A 14,593-nucleotide genomic window follows, 5' to 3' on the forward strand; every position below is an offset into this window, starting at 1 on the left:
ACTCAGCCGAACATGATGGCGGCTTCGTCGTACCGATCCTGGGGAACGGTCTTGAGCTCGCCGAGCGCCTCGTCGAACGAGACGTGCACGATGTCGGTCCCCTTGAGCGCGACCATGCGACCCCACCGCTCCTCGACGACCGAGTCGATCGCCGCGAGCCCGAGCCGGGTCGAGAGCACCCGGTCGTACGCCGTCGGCGTTCCGCCGCGCTGGATGTGCCCGAGGGTCGTGGCGCGGGTCTCGATGCCCGTCATCTCCTCGATGAGTGGCGCGAGCCGCTCCCCGATCCCGCCGAGCCGCGGCCGGCCGAAGGCGTCGAGTCCGCGCTCGGTGTGGGCGTTGTCCTCGTGGTCGGGGACGAACCCCTCCGCGACGACGACGAGCGGCGCACGGCCGCGGTCGTAGGCGGCGCGCACCCACTGCGCGATCTGCTCCATGCTCGTCTTCTGCTCGGGGATGAGGATCGCGTGGGCGCCCGCGGCCATGCCGGAGTGCAGGGCGATCCAGCCGACGTGGCGGCCCATGACCTCGGCGACCATGCAGCGCGAGTGCGACTCACCCGTGGTCCGGAGGCGGTCCATGGCCTCGGTCGCGATCGCGACGGCGGTGTCGAAGCCGAAGGTGTAGTCGGTGGCGCCGAGGTCGTTGTCGACGGTCTTCGGGACGCCGACGATCTTGAGCCCCGCGTCGGTCAGCCGCTTCGCTGCCGCCAGGGTGCCCTCGCCGCCGATCGCGACGATGGCGTCGATGCCGTGCCGCTCCAGCGTCCGCTCGATGTTCTCCACGCCGCCGCGTTCGCCCTCGAACGGGTTCGTGCGGCTCGTCCCGAGGATCGTGCCGCCCTGCTTCGCGATGCCCTGGATGTCCTTGCGGCCGAGCGGGACGATGTCGCCGTCGACGACGCCCCGCCAGCCGTCGCGGAAGCCCACGAACTCGTGTCCGTGGATCGCGATGCCCTTGAGCACGATCGCGCGGATGACCGCGTTGAGGCCGGGGCAGTCGCCGCCGGAGGTGAGGATGCCGATGCGCACGGGAACTCCATCGTCGGTGGTGGTGGGACACGCCCATCATGACTGACGGTGGTTCCGCATTACCATCCTGGGGTGTCCCTCGCTGTGTCCGCCACCGCCGTCGGTTGCGTCGACCACGCAGCCGGACGGATCGACACGGTCTACCGACCCACCGGGGCGGTGGACGTCCGCGCGACGCTCCGTCCCCTGCAGCGCGGTTCCGGTGACCCCGCCTTCCGTGTGGTCGGTGCGGACACCTGGCTCGCGCTCCGGACGCCCGCGGGGCCGGCGTCGGTGCTCGTCCGCCGGGCCGGACCCGACGCGATCGCCGTCTCGGCGTGGGGCGACGGCGCCGAGTGGGCGGTGGCGCACGCCCCCGAGATGCTCGGCCGCGGTGACGACTGGTCCGACCTCGACGTGACCTCGCACCCGTTCCTCGTCGACGCCCGGCACCGGCAGCCAGGCCTGCGCCTGCTCCGGACGAACGCGGTGGTCGCGGCCCTCGTGCCGGCGATCATGGAGCAGAAGGTGACCTCGCGGCAGGCGTGGCGCGCGTGGCGGTACCTCCTGCGGCGCTTCGGGACGCCCGCGCCCGGTCCGGCCCCGGCCGACATGTGGGTGCAGCCGACCGCGTCCGGGTGGGCGGCGATCCCGAGCTGGGAGTGGCACCGTGCCGGCATCGAGCCCGGGCGTTCGGCCACCGTGATGCGCGCGATGCGGGTCGCGCCGGCCCTCGAGCGCACCCTGACGCTCGGCCGTGGTGGCGCGGTGGTGTCCGACCGGCTGCAGTCGGTGCCCGGTGTCGGCAGGTGGACCGCCGCCGAGACGGCCCAGCGGGCGCACGGGGATCCGGATGCTCCGAGCGTGGGCGACTACCACGTGCCGGCCCTCGTCGGGTGGGCGCTGACGGGCGGTCCGGTCGACGACGACGGGATGCTCGAGCTGCTCGAGCCGTACCGCGGTCACCGGGAGCGGGTCGTGCGGCTCATCGGGGGCTCGGGCTTCCGGAAGCCGTCGTTCGGGCCGCGCATGACGATCCAGGACCACCGGCACCACTGAGCGTCGACACAGTCGCCGGACACACGCCGTCCGCACCCGTATCCTCCTGTTGAGAACCGATCTCAGGAGGAATCATGACCGACACCGACCCCACTCCGGCACCCGGCGACGACGAGCACCGCATCGCCGAGCACGACGTCTCGGAGCACGACCACGAGCACGACGGCGGCGAGCACGAGACCGTCGAGCACGGCGACCACGTCGACTTCGTCCACGACGGCCACCGCCACGCTCGGCACGAGGACCACTACGACGAGCACTGACGGTCGCTGACGCGACCACAGGACGGACGGGAGGCCCGTGGCGGCGCCGCCACGGGCCTCCCGTCCGCGACCTGGTCGCCGCGCGCGGCGACCGACGCCGTGCCGCCGTCACCCGGACCGCCTAGTGTCGACGTTCGTGAGTGCTGATCGTCATCGTCGCCGCGCGTCCCGGGTCGTCTCGATCGGCGTCGTCGCCGCGCTCGCCGCGTCCCTCACGGGATGTGGCGAGGGCTCAGGCGTCGACGCCGACTACGCGAAGATCTGCCGCGACAACGCGACCCAGAAGCGGCTGCCGGACGACGACTGCAACAACCACGGCGGGCACGCGGGCTGGTACTTCCTGCCGCTCAGCAGCAGCCGGACGACGAAGGTCCCGGCGGTCGGCGACCCGGTGTCCGGCGGACGGACCTCGCTCCCGGCCGGCAAGACCGCGGAGTCCGGCGTCTCCTCCCGCGGCAGTTCCGTGTCGAAGGGCGGCTTCGGCGGGTCCGGTGAGCACGGCGGGTTCGGTGGCTGATGGAGCGCGTCGAGTTCACCGAGCGGCCGGACTGGCAGCGGAAGATCCAGCAGACCGGGCTGGTCTACTCCCGGTCCGAGCGCGAGGACGGGACGGCGGTCGAGTACTGGAACGACGGCGCGGCCTACGTGTTCACCCTCCCGGAGGTCGAGGCGCTGGAGGAGCAGACCGAGGAACTGCACCGGATGAGCCTCGAGGCCGCGCGGTACCTGGCGTCCGGCGAGCTCGGCACGCTCGGGCTCACCCCGGAGGGCTTCGAGCTCGCGTCCTGGTCGCTCGATCAAGGCGAACCCGACGTCTACGCCCGCTTCGATCTCGCCTACGCCGGTGACGGGTCGCCCGCGAAGCTCCTCGAGTACAACGGCGACACGCCGACCGGGCTGATCGAGGCGTCGGTCACGCAGTGGCACTGGCTCCGTGACCGAGTCGGCTCCGGTGACCTGCCCGCCGACACCGACCAGTGGAACGGCATCCACGAGGCGCTCGTCGCACGCTGGCGGACGCTCCTGCACGAGTCGCTCCGGGCGGAGGAGGGCGGGCGCCTGTTCGTGGCGCACTCCGACCTCGACACCGCCGGTGAGGACTGGGACACCGTCGCCTACATGCGGGACCTCGCCGGTGAGGCGGGCTGGGAGCACACCGGCATCGAGATGAAGGACGTGGGCTGGCACGCCGCCGCCCGCCAGTTCGTCGGCAACGAGGAGCCCGTCGGGTCGTCGCGGAGCGCCTACACCCTGCCCGGTGACGCGCCAGGCATGCAGTGGCCGGTGATCCGGAACCTCTTCAAGCTCTACCCGTGGGAGGACCTCGTGTCGGGCGACGACCGGGCGTCCGGTGACCAGGAGTTCGGCGCGTTCCTCGTGTCCGACCGGGGCCGCCTCGGCCGCTGGTACGAGCCGGCGTGGAAGATGTTCCTCTCGAACAAGCTCCTGCTCGTCGCGCTGTGGCGGCTCTTCCCGGGCCACGACAACCTGCTTCCCTCGTTCGCCGACGGACCCGGTGGGATGACGGATTTCGTGGTGAAGCCGGTGTTCGGACGCGAGGGCGACGGCATCGCCGTGCACCGCGCCGACGGCTCGGTGACGTCGAACGGCACCGAGTACCGCCGCGCGGGTACCGGGGGCGAGCGGGTGTGGCAGCAGTACCACGAGCTGCCGGACTTCCCCGGCCGGAACGGGCACAACCACCCGGTGCTCGGGTCGTGGGTCGTCGACGGGCAGTCGTTCGGCGTCGGCATCCGAGAGTCCGACGGGCCGATCACCGACTACTGGTGCCGGTTCGCGCCGAACCTCATCCGCGTCTGAGCGCCGTCACGCCGGCACGACCACCGGACGGACGGGGTGCGGCGCGTCAGGGGTGGCGCGTGCCCTCGCCGGCGAGGACGGCTCGGTAGCCCTCGCGGAAGGTCGGGTACCGCGGTGCCCAGCCCGTCGAGCGGAGCAGCGCGTTCGAGAGCCGCTTGTCCCCGCCCGCCTGCCGCCCGTCGCCGTCACCGCGGACGGGTTGGTCGACGCCGAGCTCGGCGGCGAGGAACCGGAGCACGTCGTCGAGGCGGACCGGCTCGTCGTCGGTCCCGAGGTAGGTCGGCGCCGGGTCCTCCACGGCCGCGAGGTGCACGAGCGCCGCGGCCGCGTCGTCCCGGTGGATGCGGTTCGTGTGCGGGGAGGTGTCCGGCGCGAGTCGGGCGCTGCCGGAGCGGACCTGGTCGACCAACCGCTCGCGACCGGGACCGTAGACCCCCGACAGCCGGAGCAGCACGGCACCGGGTGCGCGCCGTCGGAGCAGCTCCTCGGCCTCGACGAGCACGGCGGCCGTCGGGGTGCTGCCACGGACCGGGGTGTCCTCGGTGACCTCGCTCCCGTCGTCCACGTCGTACACCGCGGTCGAGGACACGACGACGATGCGCGGTTCGGCGGTGGCTGCGTCGACGCCGTCGAGGACGTTCCGGAGTCCGTCGACGTAGGTCGCCCGGTACTCGTCGACGTCCCTGCTGCCCGCTGCGGTCGCGACGACCACGAGCGCGGTGTCGTCCGGGATCGTCGGGACCTCGTTCCGGAGGTCCGTGCTCCGACCGACCAAGGGCGCCGGCAGGAGCTCGGCGCGTCGACGTAGGCCGATCACGTGGTGGCCGAGCGCGGCGAAGCGGAGACCGGCCTCGGTCCCCAGGTCGCCGCAGCCGGCGACGACGACGGTTCCGTGGTGCTGCACGGGTCCACTGTGCCAGGCGTGGGCAGACGAAACGCGCGCGTTTCGACGACGCACGTGTCGATCGACGCGCGGGACGTCGGGACGCGCGCGGTTCGTGCGCCGTAGACCGGGTCAGACGGGCTGCAGCGGCTCCGGGGCGCCCTCGGGCAGCTCGACCCGGACGGTGTCGCCCGGTCGGACGGTCCCACCCGTGAGCACGACGGACATCACGCCGCCCTTCCGCTCCACGGACCCGTCCTCGGCGCGGCCGAGCACCGCCTTGAGCAACCCCGGCTCGAACCCGTTGATCTGCTGGCACGGGTTCCGGAGGCCCGTCACCCGCACGCTCGCGGTCTCGCCGAGGTGCAGGACGGTCCCGGTCGGCAGCCCGAGCAGGTCGATGCCACGCGTCGTGACGTTCTCGCCCATGTCGCCCGGAGCGACCTCGAACCCGGCGTCCGCGACCTCGTCGAAGAGCTCGGCGTGCAGCAGGTGCACCTGGCGGAGGTTCGGCTGCGAGGGGTCCCGCGCCACCCGGGACCGGTGCTGCACGGTGGTGCCGGCGTGGGCGTCCCCCTCGATGCCCCACCCGGCGACGAGCACGACCTCGTCCACGAGCGGCTTGCTGAAGTGGTGACCCCCGTCACGGGCCACGGCGACGACGATCGGTGACTGCGCTCCCACACCCTCAGCCTGGCACGGATCGACACGCCGATCGAGACCCGGTGAACGATCCGGTCCGCTGTCTCGTCGTGAAGGGTATGGGACTCCGCACACGCACCAAGGTCATCATCGGCATCGCCTCCGGCGTCGTGGTCGTCGGCGCCGCCGCAGCGATCGCCGGCCCGGTCATCTACGCGAACACCGTCAACGGGCAGGCCGCGGCCGCTCCGTCGCTCAGCACCGCGCCGTCCGGCGGCACGGGGAAGCTCCCCGCGTCCGAGGCGGACGGCAGCTGGAAGTCCACGGGCGACTCGTTCGCGGGCTACCGGGTGCACGAGACGCTCCAGGGCCAGGATGTGAACGTGGTCGGACGCACGAAGGACGTCGAGGGCACCGCCGAGGTCAGCGGCGGCTCCCTCACGAAGGCGACCGTCACGGTCCAGGTCGCGAAGATCAGCACGCCGGAGTCCGCGCGCGACGAGTACTTCCGGAACACCGCGCTGCAGACCGACCAGCACCCCACGGCGACCTTCACGCTGACGAAGCCCGTCGACGTCTCCGGCGCGCTCGACGGCTCCACCCAGGACGTCACCCTCACCGGCACCATGGACCTGCACGGCGTCGAGAAGCCCGTCACCGCCGACGCCCAGGTCGCCGTGGCGGCGGACGGCACGGTGCAGGTCGCCGGCAGCATCCCGATCACGTTCGAGGACTACGGCGTCCAGGCCCCGTCGCTCGGCTTCGTCACGGTGGACCCGAAGGGCTCCGTGGAGTTCTCCCTCGACCTGGAGAAGTGATGGTCACCGGACGCTCCGCCGACGAGCTGCTCGCCACGCTCCACCGGGAGCACGGCGACGCGCTCACGCGGTACGTCCGGCACCTGACGCGGGACGGGCACACCGTCGAGGACGTCGTGCAGGAGACGATGGTGCGCGCCTGGCAGCGACCGGCCGTGCTCGAGCGGACGCCCGACAGTGTCCGGGCATGGCTCTTCACGGTCGCGCGGAACCTCGTCGTGGACGACGCCCGGTCGGCCCGGAACCGACACGAGCACGGCACGGAGCAGCCGGTCGACCGTGCCGAGGCCGACCGCACCGACGCCGTGCTCGACCGCATCGTCGTGGCGGACGCGCTCGCCTCGCTCAGCCCGGAGCACCGTCGGGTGGTGGTGGACGCGTACTGGCTCGGCCACACCGTGCCGGAGATCGCCCGGCGGCACGACATCCCGGAGGGCACCGCGAAGTCGCGGCTGCACTACGGTCTGCGGGCCCTCCGGCTCGCACTGCAGGAACGAGGAGTGACCCGATGAGCGACGACCGCTACGCCGAGTGGGACGCCGCCTACGTGCTCGGCTCGCTGCCGGCGGACGAGCGGCTCGAGTACGAGCGTCACCTCGAGACGTGCGACCGCTGCGCGGCCGCCGTCGCCGAGCTGGTCGGACTGCCCGGCCTGCTCGGGAAGCTCCCGGCCGACCAGGCGGTCGAGATCGCGGTGCCGGACGGGAGGCCCGACACCGGTTCCGAGGGCACCCTCTCCTCCGTGGCCCACCGGGTCCGTCACCGTCGGCGCCGTCGTCGGGTGTGGGTCGCCGCCACCACGGCGGCGGCCGTGCTCGCAGCCGTGCTCGGCGGGCTCGCGGTCGGGACCGCACGGGTCGACCCGGCGTCCGTGCAGGCCGCCTCGCAGAGCGCTGCCGACCGGTACTCGCTCGTCGGTGCCCGTGGTCTCGACGTCGACCTCGCCGTCAGCGGCGAGCCGTGGGGCACGCGCTTCGACTGGGGCTGCTCGTACGGCGGGAAGTCCTGGGCGTCGGACGGCTCGGTCCAGTACGACCTCGTCGTGGTGCGTGACGACGGCACGGCGGAGACGGTGGCCTCGTGGTCAGCGGCAGGGGAGGACGCCCGCGGGCTGTCGGCCTCGACGACCGTGCCCCGAGGCGACATCGCGAGCGTGCAGGTCCGGCTCCGCGGCGACGACCGCGTCCTCGCGGACGTCGACCTCTAGCGGTCCGCTGCTTCCAGGTCCACCGGACCGATCGCGGTGTGGACGCGCGCGCTGACGGTCCGCAGCGTGCCCGCGTCGGTCCCCACGGGCCTCCAGAACAGGTCCTCCAACGCGGCCGTGTGCGCACGGATGCCGGACAGCACCGCGCGACGGCCGTCGGGGGTCATCGAGACCCAGCTGCCGCGGCCGTCGGTGGGACAGTCGGCCCGCTCGACCAGACCCCGCGCGACCATGCGCGTGACCTGGTGGCTGACGCGGGACTTCTCCCAGCCGATGCCCGCGGCGATGTCCCGCACGCGCAGCCGGTGGTCGGGGTCGCGGTGCAGCCCGATGAGGATCTCGAACTCCGGGATCGAGATGCCCGCCCCCTCCTGCACGGCGTGGTCGAGCGCCCGGTCCAGCCGTCGCCAGGCGTCGTGGTAGGTGTCCCACGTGACCCAGTCGTGCCCCTCGTCGTCCTGCGTCACCATGCTCGACAGCGTATCGACGGATGCCCGGAGCGACGCCGGTTTCATCCGTCCGGATGACCCTCCGACGACGCACGGCGTGCTCCGAGGGAGCGTCGGTGCGGCGGCATACGATCGGGACATGCCGACCCCCAGCATCGCCGACTGCACCGACGACGCCGTGGCCCTCGTGCGTCGCTGGCTGGCGGCCTCCGCGGGCACCAAGCCGGACCCGGGTGCGGCACGGCTGGCGGGGGTGCTCCGCGACGAGCAGGGGCTGGACTTCACCCGCGGCTTCGTCGACCGGGTGATCCGACCGGAGGACCCCAGGGTCGCCGCCCGCAACCTCGAGAAGCTCAGCCAGGACGTCCCCGAGTTCCTCGCCTGGTACCTCCGCGGCGCGGTCACGCTCGGCGGCGGGTTCGCGACGATGGCGCCGTGGGCCGTGATCCCGACCGCGCGGCGGATCCTGCGCCGGATGACCGGGCACCTCGTGATCGACGCAACCGCGGCGAAGCTCGGTCCGGCGCTCGCGAAGGTCGGCGGCGCGGGCACCCGACTCAACGTCAACCTGCTCGGCGAGGCCGTGCTCGGCACCGCCGAGAGCGACCGTCGACTGCAGGGCACGACGGACCTCCTCGCCCGCGACGACGTCGACTACGTCTCGATCAAGGTGAGCTCGGTCGTGCCGCAGATGTCGGCGTGGGCGTTCGACCAGACGGTCGAGCGGGTGGTCGACCGGCTCGTCCCGCTGTACCGCCTCGCCGCCGCTCCGCTCGCCGAGGGTCGCCCGGCGAAGTTCATCAACCTCGACATGGAGGAGTACCGCGACCTCGACGTCACGCTCGCGGTGTTCACGACGCTGCTCGACCGCGACGAGTTCGCGGGGCTCGAGGCCGGCATCGTGCTGCAGGCGTACCTGCCCGACGCCGCAGGGGCCCTCGACCGGCTGACCACGTGGGCACAGGCACGCCGGGCCCGAGGGGGAGCGCCGGTCAAGGTGCGGCTCGTCAAGGGTGCGAACCTCGCGATGGAGCACGTCGACGCGATCCTGCACGAGTGGCCGCTCGCGACGTGGGGCAGCAAGCGCGAGACCGACACGGCCTACCTCCGGATGCTCGACACCGCCCTGACGCCGGAGCGCACCGACGCCGTCCGGGTCGGGGTCGCCGGGCACAACCTCTTCGACCTCGCCACCGCGTGGGTGCTCGCGCAGCGCCGCGGGGTCACCGACGCGGTCGACGTCGAGATGCTGCTCGGCATGGCGTCCACGCACGCCGAGGCGGTGCGCGCCGACGTCGGCCGGATCCTGCTCTACACGCCCGTCGTGCAGCCGGAGGAGTTCGACTCCGCCATCGCCTACCTCGCCCGACGCCTGCAGGAGAGCGCGAGCCCCGAGAACTTCATCTCCGGAGCCTTCGACATCGACCGCGACGCCAGCGTCTTCGACCGCGAGCACGGCCGGTACCTGGCCTCGGTCGCCGCCCTCGACGAGCCGGTGCCCGCGACGAACCGCACGCAGGACCGCCGTCGCCCGCTCGGTGAACCCGAGCACCGCGACGCCTTCCGGAACGCCCCCGACACCGACCCCTCCATCGCCGCCAACCGCAGCTGGGCGCTGGACGTCCTCCGACGTGTCCCGAAGTCCCAACTGGGCGCGCAGACCATCCGCGGGGCCAAGGTCGTCGACCGGTCGACGCTCGAACGGATCGTCGCCCGGACCGCCCAGGCCGGCGTGAACTGGGGACGGCAGGACCCGACCGACCGCGCCGAGCTCCTCGACCTCATCGGGCACGAGCTCGAGACCCGCCGCGCCGACCTCATCGAGGTGATGGCCGCCGAGACGGGCAAGACCATCGGCGAGGCCGACGTCGAGGTCACCGAGGCCGTCGACGCCGCCCACCACTACGCCGAGAGCGCCCGACAGTTGGCCGCGCTCGACGGGGACGGCGCCCGGTTCGTCCCGCCCCGGCTGACCGTCGTCGTCCCGCCGTGGAACTTCCCGGTCGCCATCCCCGCCGGTGGGGTGCTCGCCGCGCTCGCCGCGGGCAGCGGGATCGTGCTCAAGCCCGCGCCCGAGGCCAAGCGGTGCGGTGCGCTCCTCGCCGACGTGCTCTGGGACGCCGGGGTACCGCACTCGCTCCTCCAGCTGGTCGACCTCGACGAGGACGCCCTGGGCCGCGAGCTCGTCGCCCACCCCGCGGTCGACCGCGTGCTGCTGACCGGCAGCGCCGACACCGCCCGCTCCTTCCGGTGGTGGCGCGCCGGCCTCCCGCTGACCGCCGAGACGAGCGGCAAGAACGCGATCGTCGTGACGCCGAGCGCCGACCTCGACCTCGCCGTGCAGGACGTCGTGCAGTCGGCGTTCGGGCACGCCGGGCAGAAGTGCTCCGCCGCGTCGCTCGTCGTGCTCGTCGGCTCCGTCGGCGAGAGCGAGCGGTTCCGACGCCAGCTCGTGGACGCCACCCGGACGCTGCGGGTGGCCTGGCCGGACGACCCGAGTGCGCAGGTGGGTCCGGTGATCGCCGAGCCGACGGGCAAGCTCCGCGCCGGACTCACCGAGCTCGGCCCGGGGGAGTCCTGGCTCGTGCAGCCGGAGCCCCTCGACGACTCCGGACGGCTGTGGTCCCCCGGCATCCGCGACGGCGTCCGACCCGGCAGCGACTTCCACCAGACGGAGTACTTCGGCCCGGTGCTCGGCATCGTGCGGGCGGAGACCCTCGAGCAGGCGGTGGCGATCCAGAACGGGACCGACTACGGCCTCACCGCGGGCATCCACTCGCTCGACGTCGACGAGGTCGCGGACTGGCTCGCCACCGTGCAGGCAGGCAACCTGTACGTCAACCGGGGCATCACCGGCGCGGTCATCGGTCGGCAGCCGTTCGGTGGTTGGAAGCGGTCGTCGGTCGGCACCGGCACCAAGGCCGGCGGGCCGTTGTACGTCGCGACGCTCGGCCGCTGGGAGCGCACCGAGCGGACGGTCCACAAGAGCATCCAGCTGCACGGGCTCCCGCCACGGGTGACGGCCCTCATCGAGGCGGCACGGAGCGGGCTGTCGTTCGAGGAGTTCGACCAGGTCCGTGCGGGTGCCCTGAGCGACGTCCGTGCCCGCGAGTCACGGTACGGCCGCTCGCACGACGACTCCGGGCTCGTCGTGCAGCGCAACGTGCTCCGCTACCGCCCACAGTCCGTGATCGTCCGGCACGCGGAGGACTCGGCGACGGGCGACCTCGTCCGGGTGCTCGCCGCCGCGACCGCCGCCCGCGCCCACCTCATGCTGAGCACGTCCCGCCCGCTGCCCGGACCGCTCACGCAGTTGCTCGCGTCCTCCCGGTCCCCGCTCGACGTCGTCGACCACGTGGTCGAGAGCGACGAGGAGTTCCTCGCGCGGGCGGCGTCCGGCGCGGTGTTCGACCAGCGGTGGAGCGACCCCGACGACGAGCAGCAGGACGCCCTCGACCAGGTGCTCTCCCAGCCGGACGACCGACCGCGCCACACCGCGTTCGGCGGCCCGGGGAGCCGCATCCGTCTGCTCGGCGGCGACCCCCTCGCCCTCGAGGAAGCCCTCGGCGTCAGCGTGGACACCGCGATCCACGACGCACCCGTGGTCGAGTCCGGAGTCATCGAGATGCTCCCGTTCCTCCGCGAGCAGTCCGTGTCGATCACCGCGCACCGCTTCGGCGACCTCGACCCCGACTTCCAGGAGCTCCGTGTCTGACGACCGCACGCTCCACGTCGAGGGCCTGTTCAACGCCCGAGACCTCGGCGGACTCCCGCTCCGCGCCGGCGGCACGACCCCGCCCGGCAGGATCGTCCGGTCGGAGAGCGTCGACCGGGTCACCACCGAGGGGTGGCGGACGCTCCACGACGCCGGGATCCGGACCGTCCTCGACCTCCGTGCACCGTCCGAGCGGGCGAAGGACACCGGTCCCCGCCCGGAGTGGCTCACGACGGTGGTCGTCGACCACGACGGGCTCGACGACGCCCCGGGGTTCTGGGAGGCCTACTGGGAGACCGGGCTGGTCGGGACGCCGCTGTACTACGGGCCGCACCTCGCGGAACTGCCCGAGCGCACCGGCCGTGCACTCGCCGCGATCGCGGACGCGCCCCCGGGCGGGGTGCTCTTCCACTGCGCGGGTGGCCGCGACCGCACCGGCATCGTCGCCCTCGCGCTCCTCACGATCGCGGGCGTCCAGCCTTCCGCCGTCGTCGACGACTTCCTCGTGACCGTCGAGACCGCTCCCGCCTTGTACGAGTCGATCGGCGTGCCGCTCCCGGAGGGGAAGATCGAGGCGCTCTGCGCGGAGCACGGCACGACCGTCGCGGGCGCGTTCCGCGCTGCGGTCGACGGGTTCGACGTCGACCGCTTCGTCGAACGGTCGGGTCTCGACGCGGACCGCCTGAAGGCCCTGCGCACGTTCCGCGCGCACGTCGCGTGACGCGACCCTCCGACTGGAGGCCCGGCGCACGTTCCGCGCGCACGTCGCGTGACCGACGACCTGTCCCGGGGCCCTGCCCGCGTGCCGTGCGCGCGTCACGCGACCCGTGCCTCCCGTCAGTCGCGTCCGCGACGGTGGTGCAGTTCGACCGCACCGCCCTCGAACGTCGTCGTGCCGACCAGGTCGAAGACGGACGTCGGGGCCGCGACCGGCAGGAGCGGCGTGCCCGCGCCGAGCGCGACGGGCATGACGGTCACGCGCAGTTCGTCGAGGAGGCCGGCCTCCTGGTACTGGGCGGCGAGCAGCCCGCCGCCCACCACCCAGACGTCGCGACCGGCGGCGGCCGCGACGATCGCGTCCTGGTGCCCCGTGACGTCACCGGAGACGAACCGCACGTCCGCGCCGGAGGGGACGGCGAGCTCGCGACTCGTGAACACCCAGGTCGGGCGGTCCAGGTACGCCCACGTGTCGTCGTGCTCCAGGAGCCACTCGTACGTCGTCGCTCCCATGACGAGCACGCCGACGGCGGCGAAGAACCGGTCGTGGTGCTCCTGGAACGGCTCGAACCCGAACCGGAGGAGCCAGTCGAGGTCGTCCCCGGGGGCGGCGACGAAGCCGTCGAGGGACGACGCGACGGAGTAGATCGTGCTCATGGCGGGACGGTACCGACCACCGCCGACAGACCGTCAGCGGTGGCGCCGACCGTGCCCGTGTCCGACGGCGGCGACCTCCGCGACCGTGAGGACCGCCGCGAGGAGCACCTGCACGGCCGCGAGCCCGCGCAGACGACCACCGAGCAGCGCGACCGGGACCATCGACGCGCCGTGCAGCACGTCCACGACGGCGCTCGCGGTGTGGGCGTCCCGGGAACCGGACCGCGACACGAGCACCGCCTGCGCCGTCTGCCGCACCGCGAGCACCGCGTCGAGCACCGGTGTCCCGCGCCGGCCGACGAGCCGGACCGCGTGGCCACCGGCGACCGCGAGCCGGAGGACCTCGACCGTCCTCACTTCCGACGCCCCGCCGCGAGCGCGATGACCCCGACGGCACCGAGCGCGGCGCCGAGGATGCCGTTGCCGAGCCGGCGGTGCTCGACCCACCACGTCTGCGGCGACCAGGCGTGCGCCGAGTCGTCGAACACGCCGTGTGCTCCGTGGTCACCGGGGATCGGGTCGTAGAGGTTGACACCGAGTGCGGCGCCGTCCTTCTGCGGTGCCTGCTGCCCGGACACCAGGGTCTTCGCGGCGTACCAGTCGGCGAACCGTCCGCTGATGCGGTTGCCGAGGATCGTGTAGACGGTCGACTCGCCCACCCACGTGCGGCGTCGGGGCCGTTCGGCCGTCGTGGCGATCGCCCGTGCGCCCACCTCGGGCTGGTAGATCGGCGCGACGGGCTGCGCCTGGTGCGGCAGCTTCGACTTCACCCACTGGAACTGGATCGTGTTGAGTGCCGGCATGTCGACCCGGGAGATCGCGACCTTGCTGCCCTGCTCCTCGAGCTCGGACACGACCGACTCGGTGAACCCGACGATCGCGTGCTTGGCGCCGCAGTACGCGGCCTGCAGGGGGATCCCGCGGAAGCCCAGTGCCGAACCGACCTGGATCACCTGGCCCCGATCGCGGGGGACCATGCGGGACAGTGCCGCCCGGGTGCCGTTCACGCAGCCCAGGTAGGTGACGTGGAGCGCCCGTTCGAAGTCGTCGGGGTCGGTGTCGAGGAACCGTCCGAAGACGCCGACCATCACGTCGTTCACCCAGAGGTCGATCGGCCCGAGCTCGGCTTCGACCCGGTCGGCCGCGGCCTCGACGGCCTCGCGCTCGGAGACGTCCACGAGCACCGCCAGCCCGCGGCGTCCTGCTGCCTCGACCTCGGCGACCGCAGCGTCGACACCGTCCTTCCCGCGGGCGAGGACCGCGACGTCCCAGCCCCGGGCGGCGAGCTCGCGCACCGTCGCCCGTCCGAGTCCCGCCGAACCACCCGTCACCACAGCCACACGTGTCATTGA

16 protein-coding genes are annotated in these 14,593 nt (G+C 73.1%); 9 read left to right on the forward strand and 7 right to left on the reverse strand.

Going from position 1 to position 14,593, the window contains the following annotated elements; translation table 11 throughout:
* Nucleotides 1–2: 2 nt before the first annotated feature.
* Entirely contained in the window at nt 3–1,031 is a 1,029-nt protein-coding gene (locus tag ACRQ4C_RS00940; RefSeq protein WP_290133257.1) for a 6-phosphofructokinase, read from the reverse strand.
* A 72-nt stretch (nt 1,032–1,103) separates the two neighbouring features.
* On the opposite strand from ACRQ4C_RS00940, the gene ACRQ4C_RS00945 reads away from it, so the two are divergent.
* The 4 genes from ACRQ4C_RS00945 (at nt 1,104) to ACRQ4C_RS00960 (ending at nt 4,153) form a co-directional block, all read left to right on the forward strand.
* Nucleotides 1,104–2,069: a DNA-3-methyladenine glycosylase family protein gene (locus ACRQ4C_RS00945; protein WP_290133256.1), complete on the forward strand. Its 966-nt coding sequence runs from the start codon at nt 1,104–1,106 to the stop codon at nt 2,067–2,069.
* Between the two features lie 74 nt (nt 2,070–2,143).
* Nucleotides 2,144–2,332 carry a zinc transporter permease gene (locus ACRQ4C_RS00950; protein WP_439689723.1) on the forward strand — a complete coding sequence of 63 codons (189 nt, stop codon included), beginning with the start codon at nt 2,144–2,146 and terminating at the stop codon, nt 2,330–2,332.
* Nucleotides 2,333–2,468: 136 nt separating this feature from the next.
* Nucleotides 2,469–2,849 carry a tRNA-dihydrouridine synthase gene (locus tag ACRQ4C_RS00955; RefSeq protein WP_439689724.1) on the forward strand — a complete coding sequence of 127 codons (381 nt, stop codon included), beginning with the start codon at nt 2,469–2,471 and terminating at the stop codon, nt 2,847–2,849.
* Nucleotides 2,849–4,153: a glutathionylspermidine synthase family protein gene (locus tag ACRQ4C_RS00960; RefSeq protein ID WP_439689725.1), complete on the forward strand. Its 1,305-nt coding sequence runs from the start codon at nt 2,849–2,851 to the stop codon at nt 4,151–4,153. The genes ACRQ4C_RS00955 and ACRQ4C_RS00960 overlap by 1 nt, the downstream gene beginning before the upstream one ends.
* A 46-nt stretch (nt 4,154–4,199) precedes the next feature.
* On the opposite strand, the gene ACRQ4C_RS00965 is transcribed toward ACRQ4C_RS00960, so the two are convergent.
* Together ACRQ4C_RS00965 and ACRQ4C_RS00970 are read right to left on the reverse strand one after the other, a co-directional pair.
* The gene (locus ACRQ4C_RS00965; RefSeq protein ID WP_439689726.1) at nt 4,200–5,057 is read right to left on the reverse strand and encodes an NAD-dependent epimerase/dehydratase family protein; all 858 of its coding nucleotides are present in this window, start codon (nt 5,055–5,057) and stop codon (nt 4,200–4,202) included.
* 111 nt (nt 5,058–5,168) lie between these two features.
* Entirely contained in the window at nt 5,169–5,720 is a 552-nt protein-coding gene (locus ACRQ4C_RS00970; RefSeq protein WP_439689727.1) for an MOSC domain-containing protein, read from the reverse strand.
* 77 nt (nt 5,721–5,797) lie between these two features.
* On the opposite strand from ACRQ4C_RS00970, the gene ACRQ4C_RS00975 reads away from it, so the two are divergent.
* The 3 genes from ACRQ4C_RS00975 to ACRQ4C_RS00985 are packed head-to-tail and all read left to right on the forward strand — an operon-like array spanning nt 5,798 to nt 7,703.
* A complete protein-coding gene (locus ACRQ4C_RS00975; protein ID WP_439689728.1) occupies nt 5,798–6,496 on the forward strand; it encodes a YceI family protein in 699 nt (232 codons plus the stop codon).
* Nucleotides 6,496–7,008 (forward strand): sigma-70 family RNA polymerase sigma factor, encoded by a 513-nt coding sequence (locus tag ACRQ4C_RS00980; protein ID WP_290133251.1) that lies wholly within the window; start codon nt 6,496–6,498, stop codon nt 7,006–7,008. The genes ACRQ4C_RS00975 and ACRQ4C_RS00980 overlap by 1 nt, the downstream gene beginning before the upstream one ends.
* A complete protein-coding gene (locus ACRQ4C_RS00985) occupies nt 7,005–7,703 on the forward strand; it encodes an anti-sigma factor family protein (RefSeq protein ID WP_439689729.1) in 699 nt (232 codons plus the stop codon). The genes ACRQ4C_RS00980 and ACRQ4C_RS00985 overlap by 4 nt, the downstream gene beginning before the upstream one ends.
* Here ACRQ4C_RS00985 and ACRQ4C_RS00990 read toward each other — a convergent pair.
* Nucleotides 7,700–8,173: a MarR family winged helix-turn-helix transcriptional regulator gene (locus ACRQ4C_RS00990; protein ID WP_400411316.1), complete on the reverse strand. Its 474-nt coding sequence runs from the start codon at nt 8,171–8,173 to the stop codon at nt 7,700–7,702. The two genes, ACRQ4C_RS00985 and ACRQ4C_RS00990, sit on opposite strands and share 4 nt — an antisense overlap.
* Nucleotides 8,174–8,291: 118 nt before the next feature.
* Here ACRQ4C_RS00990 and ACRQ4C_RS00995 point away from each other — a divergent pair, with 118 nt between their 5' ends.
* Both ACRQ4C_RS00995 and ACRQ4C_RS01000 read left to right on the forward strand, forming a co-directional pair.
* Complete coding sequence (locus tag ACRQ4C_RS00995; protein WP_439689730.1) at nt 8,292–11,867, forward strand: proline dehydrogenase family protein; 3,576 nt, start codon at nt 8,292–8,294, stop codon at nt 11,865–11,867.
* Nucleotides 11,860–12,588, forward strand: coding sequence for a tyrosine-protein phosphatase (locus ACRQ4C_RS01000; protein WP_439689731.1), 729 nt, complete (start codon nt 11,860–11,862; stop codon nt 12,586–12,588). Before ACRQ4C_RS00995 ends, ACRQ4C_RS01000 begins: the two co-directional genes overlap by 8 nt.
* 116 nt (nt 12,589–12,704) lie before the next feature.
* Here the strand turns inward: ACRQ4C_RS01000 and ACRQ4C_RS01005 are convergent, their stop codons facing one another.
* The 3 genes from ACRQ4C_RS01005 to ACRQ4C_RS01015 are packed head-to-tail and all read right to left on the reverse strand — an operon-like array spanning nt 12,705 to nt 14,590.
* Nucleotides 12,705–13,241, reverse strand: a complete 537-nt coding sequence (locus ACRQ4C_RS01005; RefSeq protein WP_439689732.1) for a dihydrofolate reductase family protein — start codon at nt 13,239–13,241, stop codon at nt 12,705–12,707.
* A 33-nt stretch (nt 13,242–13,274) separates the two neighbouring features.
* The gene (locus ACRQ4C_RS01010; RefSeq protein WP_439689733.1) at nt 13,275–13,598 is read right to left on the reverse strand and encodes a hypothetical protein; all 324 of its coding nucleotides are present in this window, start codon (nt 13,596–13,598) and stop codon (nt 13,275–13,277) included.
* Nucleotides 13,595–14,590: an SDR family oxidoreductase gene (locus ACRQ4C_RS01015; RefSeq protein ID WP_290133244.1), complete on the reverse strand. Its 996-nt coding sequence runs from the start codon at nt 14,588–14,590 to the stop codon at nt 13,595–13,597. Before ACRQ4C_RS01015 ends, ACRQ4C_RS01010 begins: the two co-directional genes overlap by 4 nt.
* Nucleotides 14,591–14,593 lie beyond the last annotated feature (3 nt).

It is taken from the genome of Curtobacterium sp. SP.BCp (assembly GCF_051903255.1).
Classification (GTDB): domain Bacteria; phylum Actinomycetota; class Actinomycetes; order Actinomycetales; family Microbacteriaceae; genus Curtobacterium.

Excerpts from the sequence above, each read along its gene's own strand:
- ACRQ4C_RS00950 (WP_439689723.1), top strand. The coding sequence starts at position 2,144 with ATGACCGACACCGACCCCACTCCGGCACCCGGCGACGACGAGCACCGC.
- ACRQ4C_RS00960 (WP_439689725.1), top strand. The coding sequence starts at position 2,849 with ATGGAGCGCGTCGAGTTCACCGAGCGGCCGGACTGGCAGCGGAAGATC.
- ACRQ4C_RS00975 (WP_439689728.1), top strand. The coding sequence starts at position 5,798 with ATGGGACTCCGCACACGCACCAAGGTCATCATCGGCATCGCCTCCGGC.
- ACRQ4C_RS00980 (WP_290133251.1), top strand. The coding sequence starts at position 6,496 with ATGGTCACCGGACGCTCCGCCGACGAGCTGCTCGCCACGCTCCACCGG.
- ACRQ4C_RS00985 (WP_439689729.1), top strand. The coding sequence starts at position 7,005 with ATGAGCGACGACCGCTACGCCGAGTGGGACGCCGCCTACGTGCTCGGC.
- ACRQ4C_RS00990 (WP_400411316.1), bottom strand. The coding sequence starts at position 8,173 with ATGGTGACGCAGGACGACGAGGGGCACGACTGGGTCACGTGGGACACC.
- ACRQ4C_RS00995 (WP_439689730.1), top strand. The coding sequence starts at position 8,292 with ATGCCGACCCCCAGCATCGCCGACTGCACCGACGACGCCGTGGCCCTC.
- ACRQ4C_RS01005 (WP_439689732.1), bottom strand. The coding sequence starts at position 13,241 with ATGAGCACGATCTACTCCGTCGCGTCGTCCCTCGACGGCTTCGTCGCC.
- ACRQ4C_RS01015 (WP_290133244.1), bottom strand. The coding sequence starts at position 14,590 with ATGACACGTGTGGCTGTGGTGACGGGTGGTTCGGCGGGACTCGGACGG.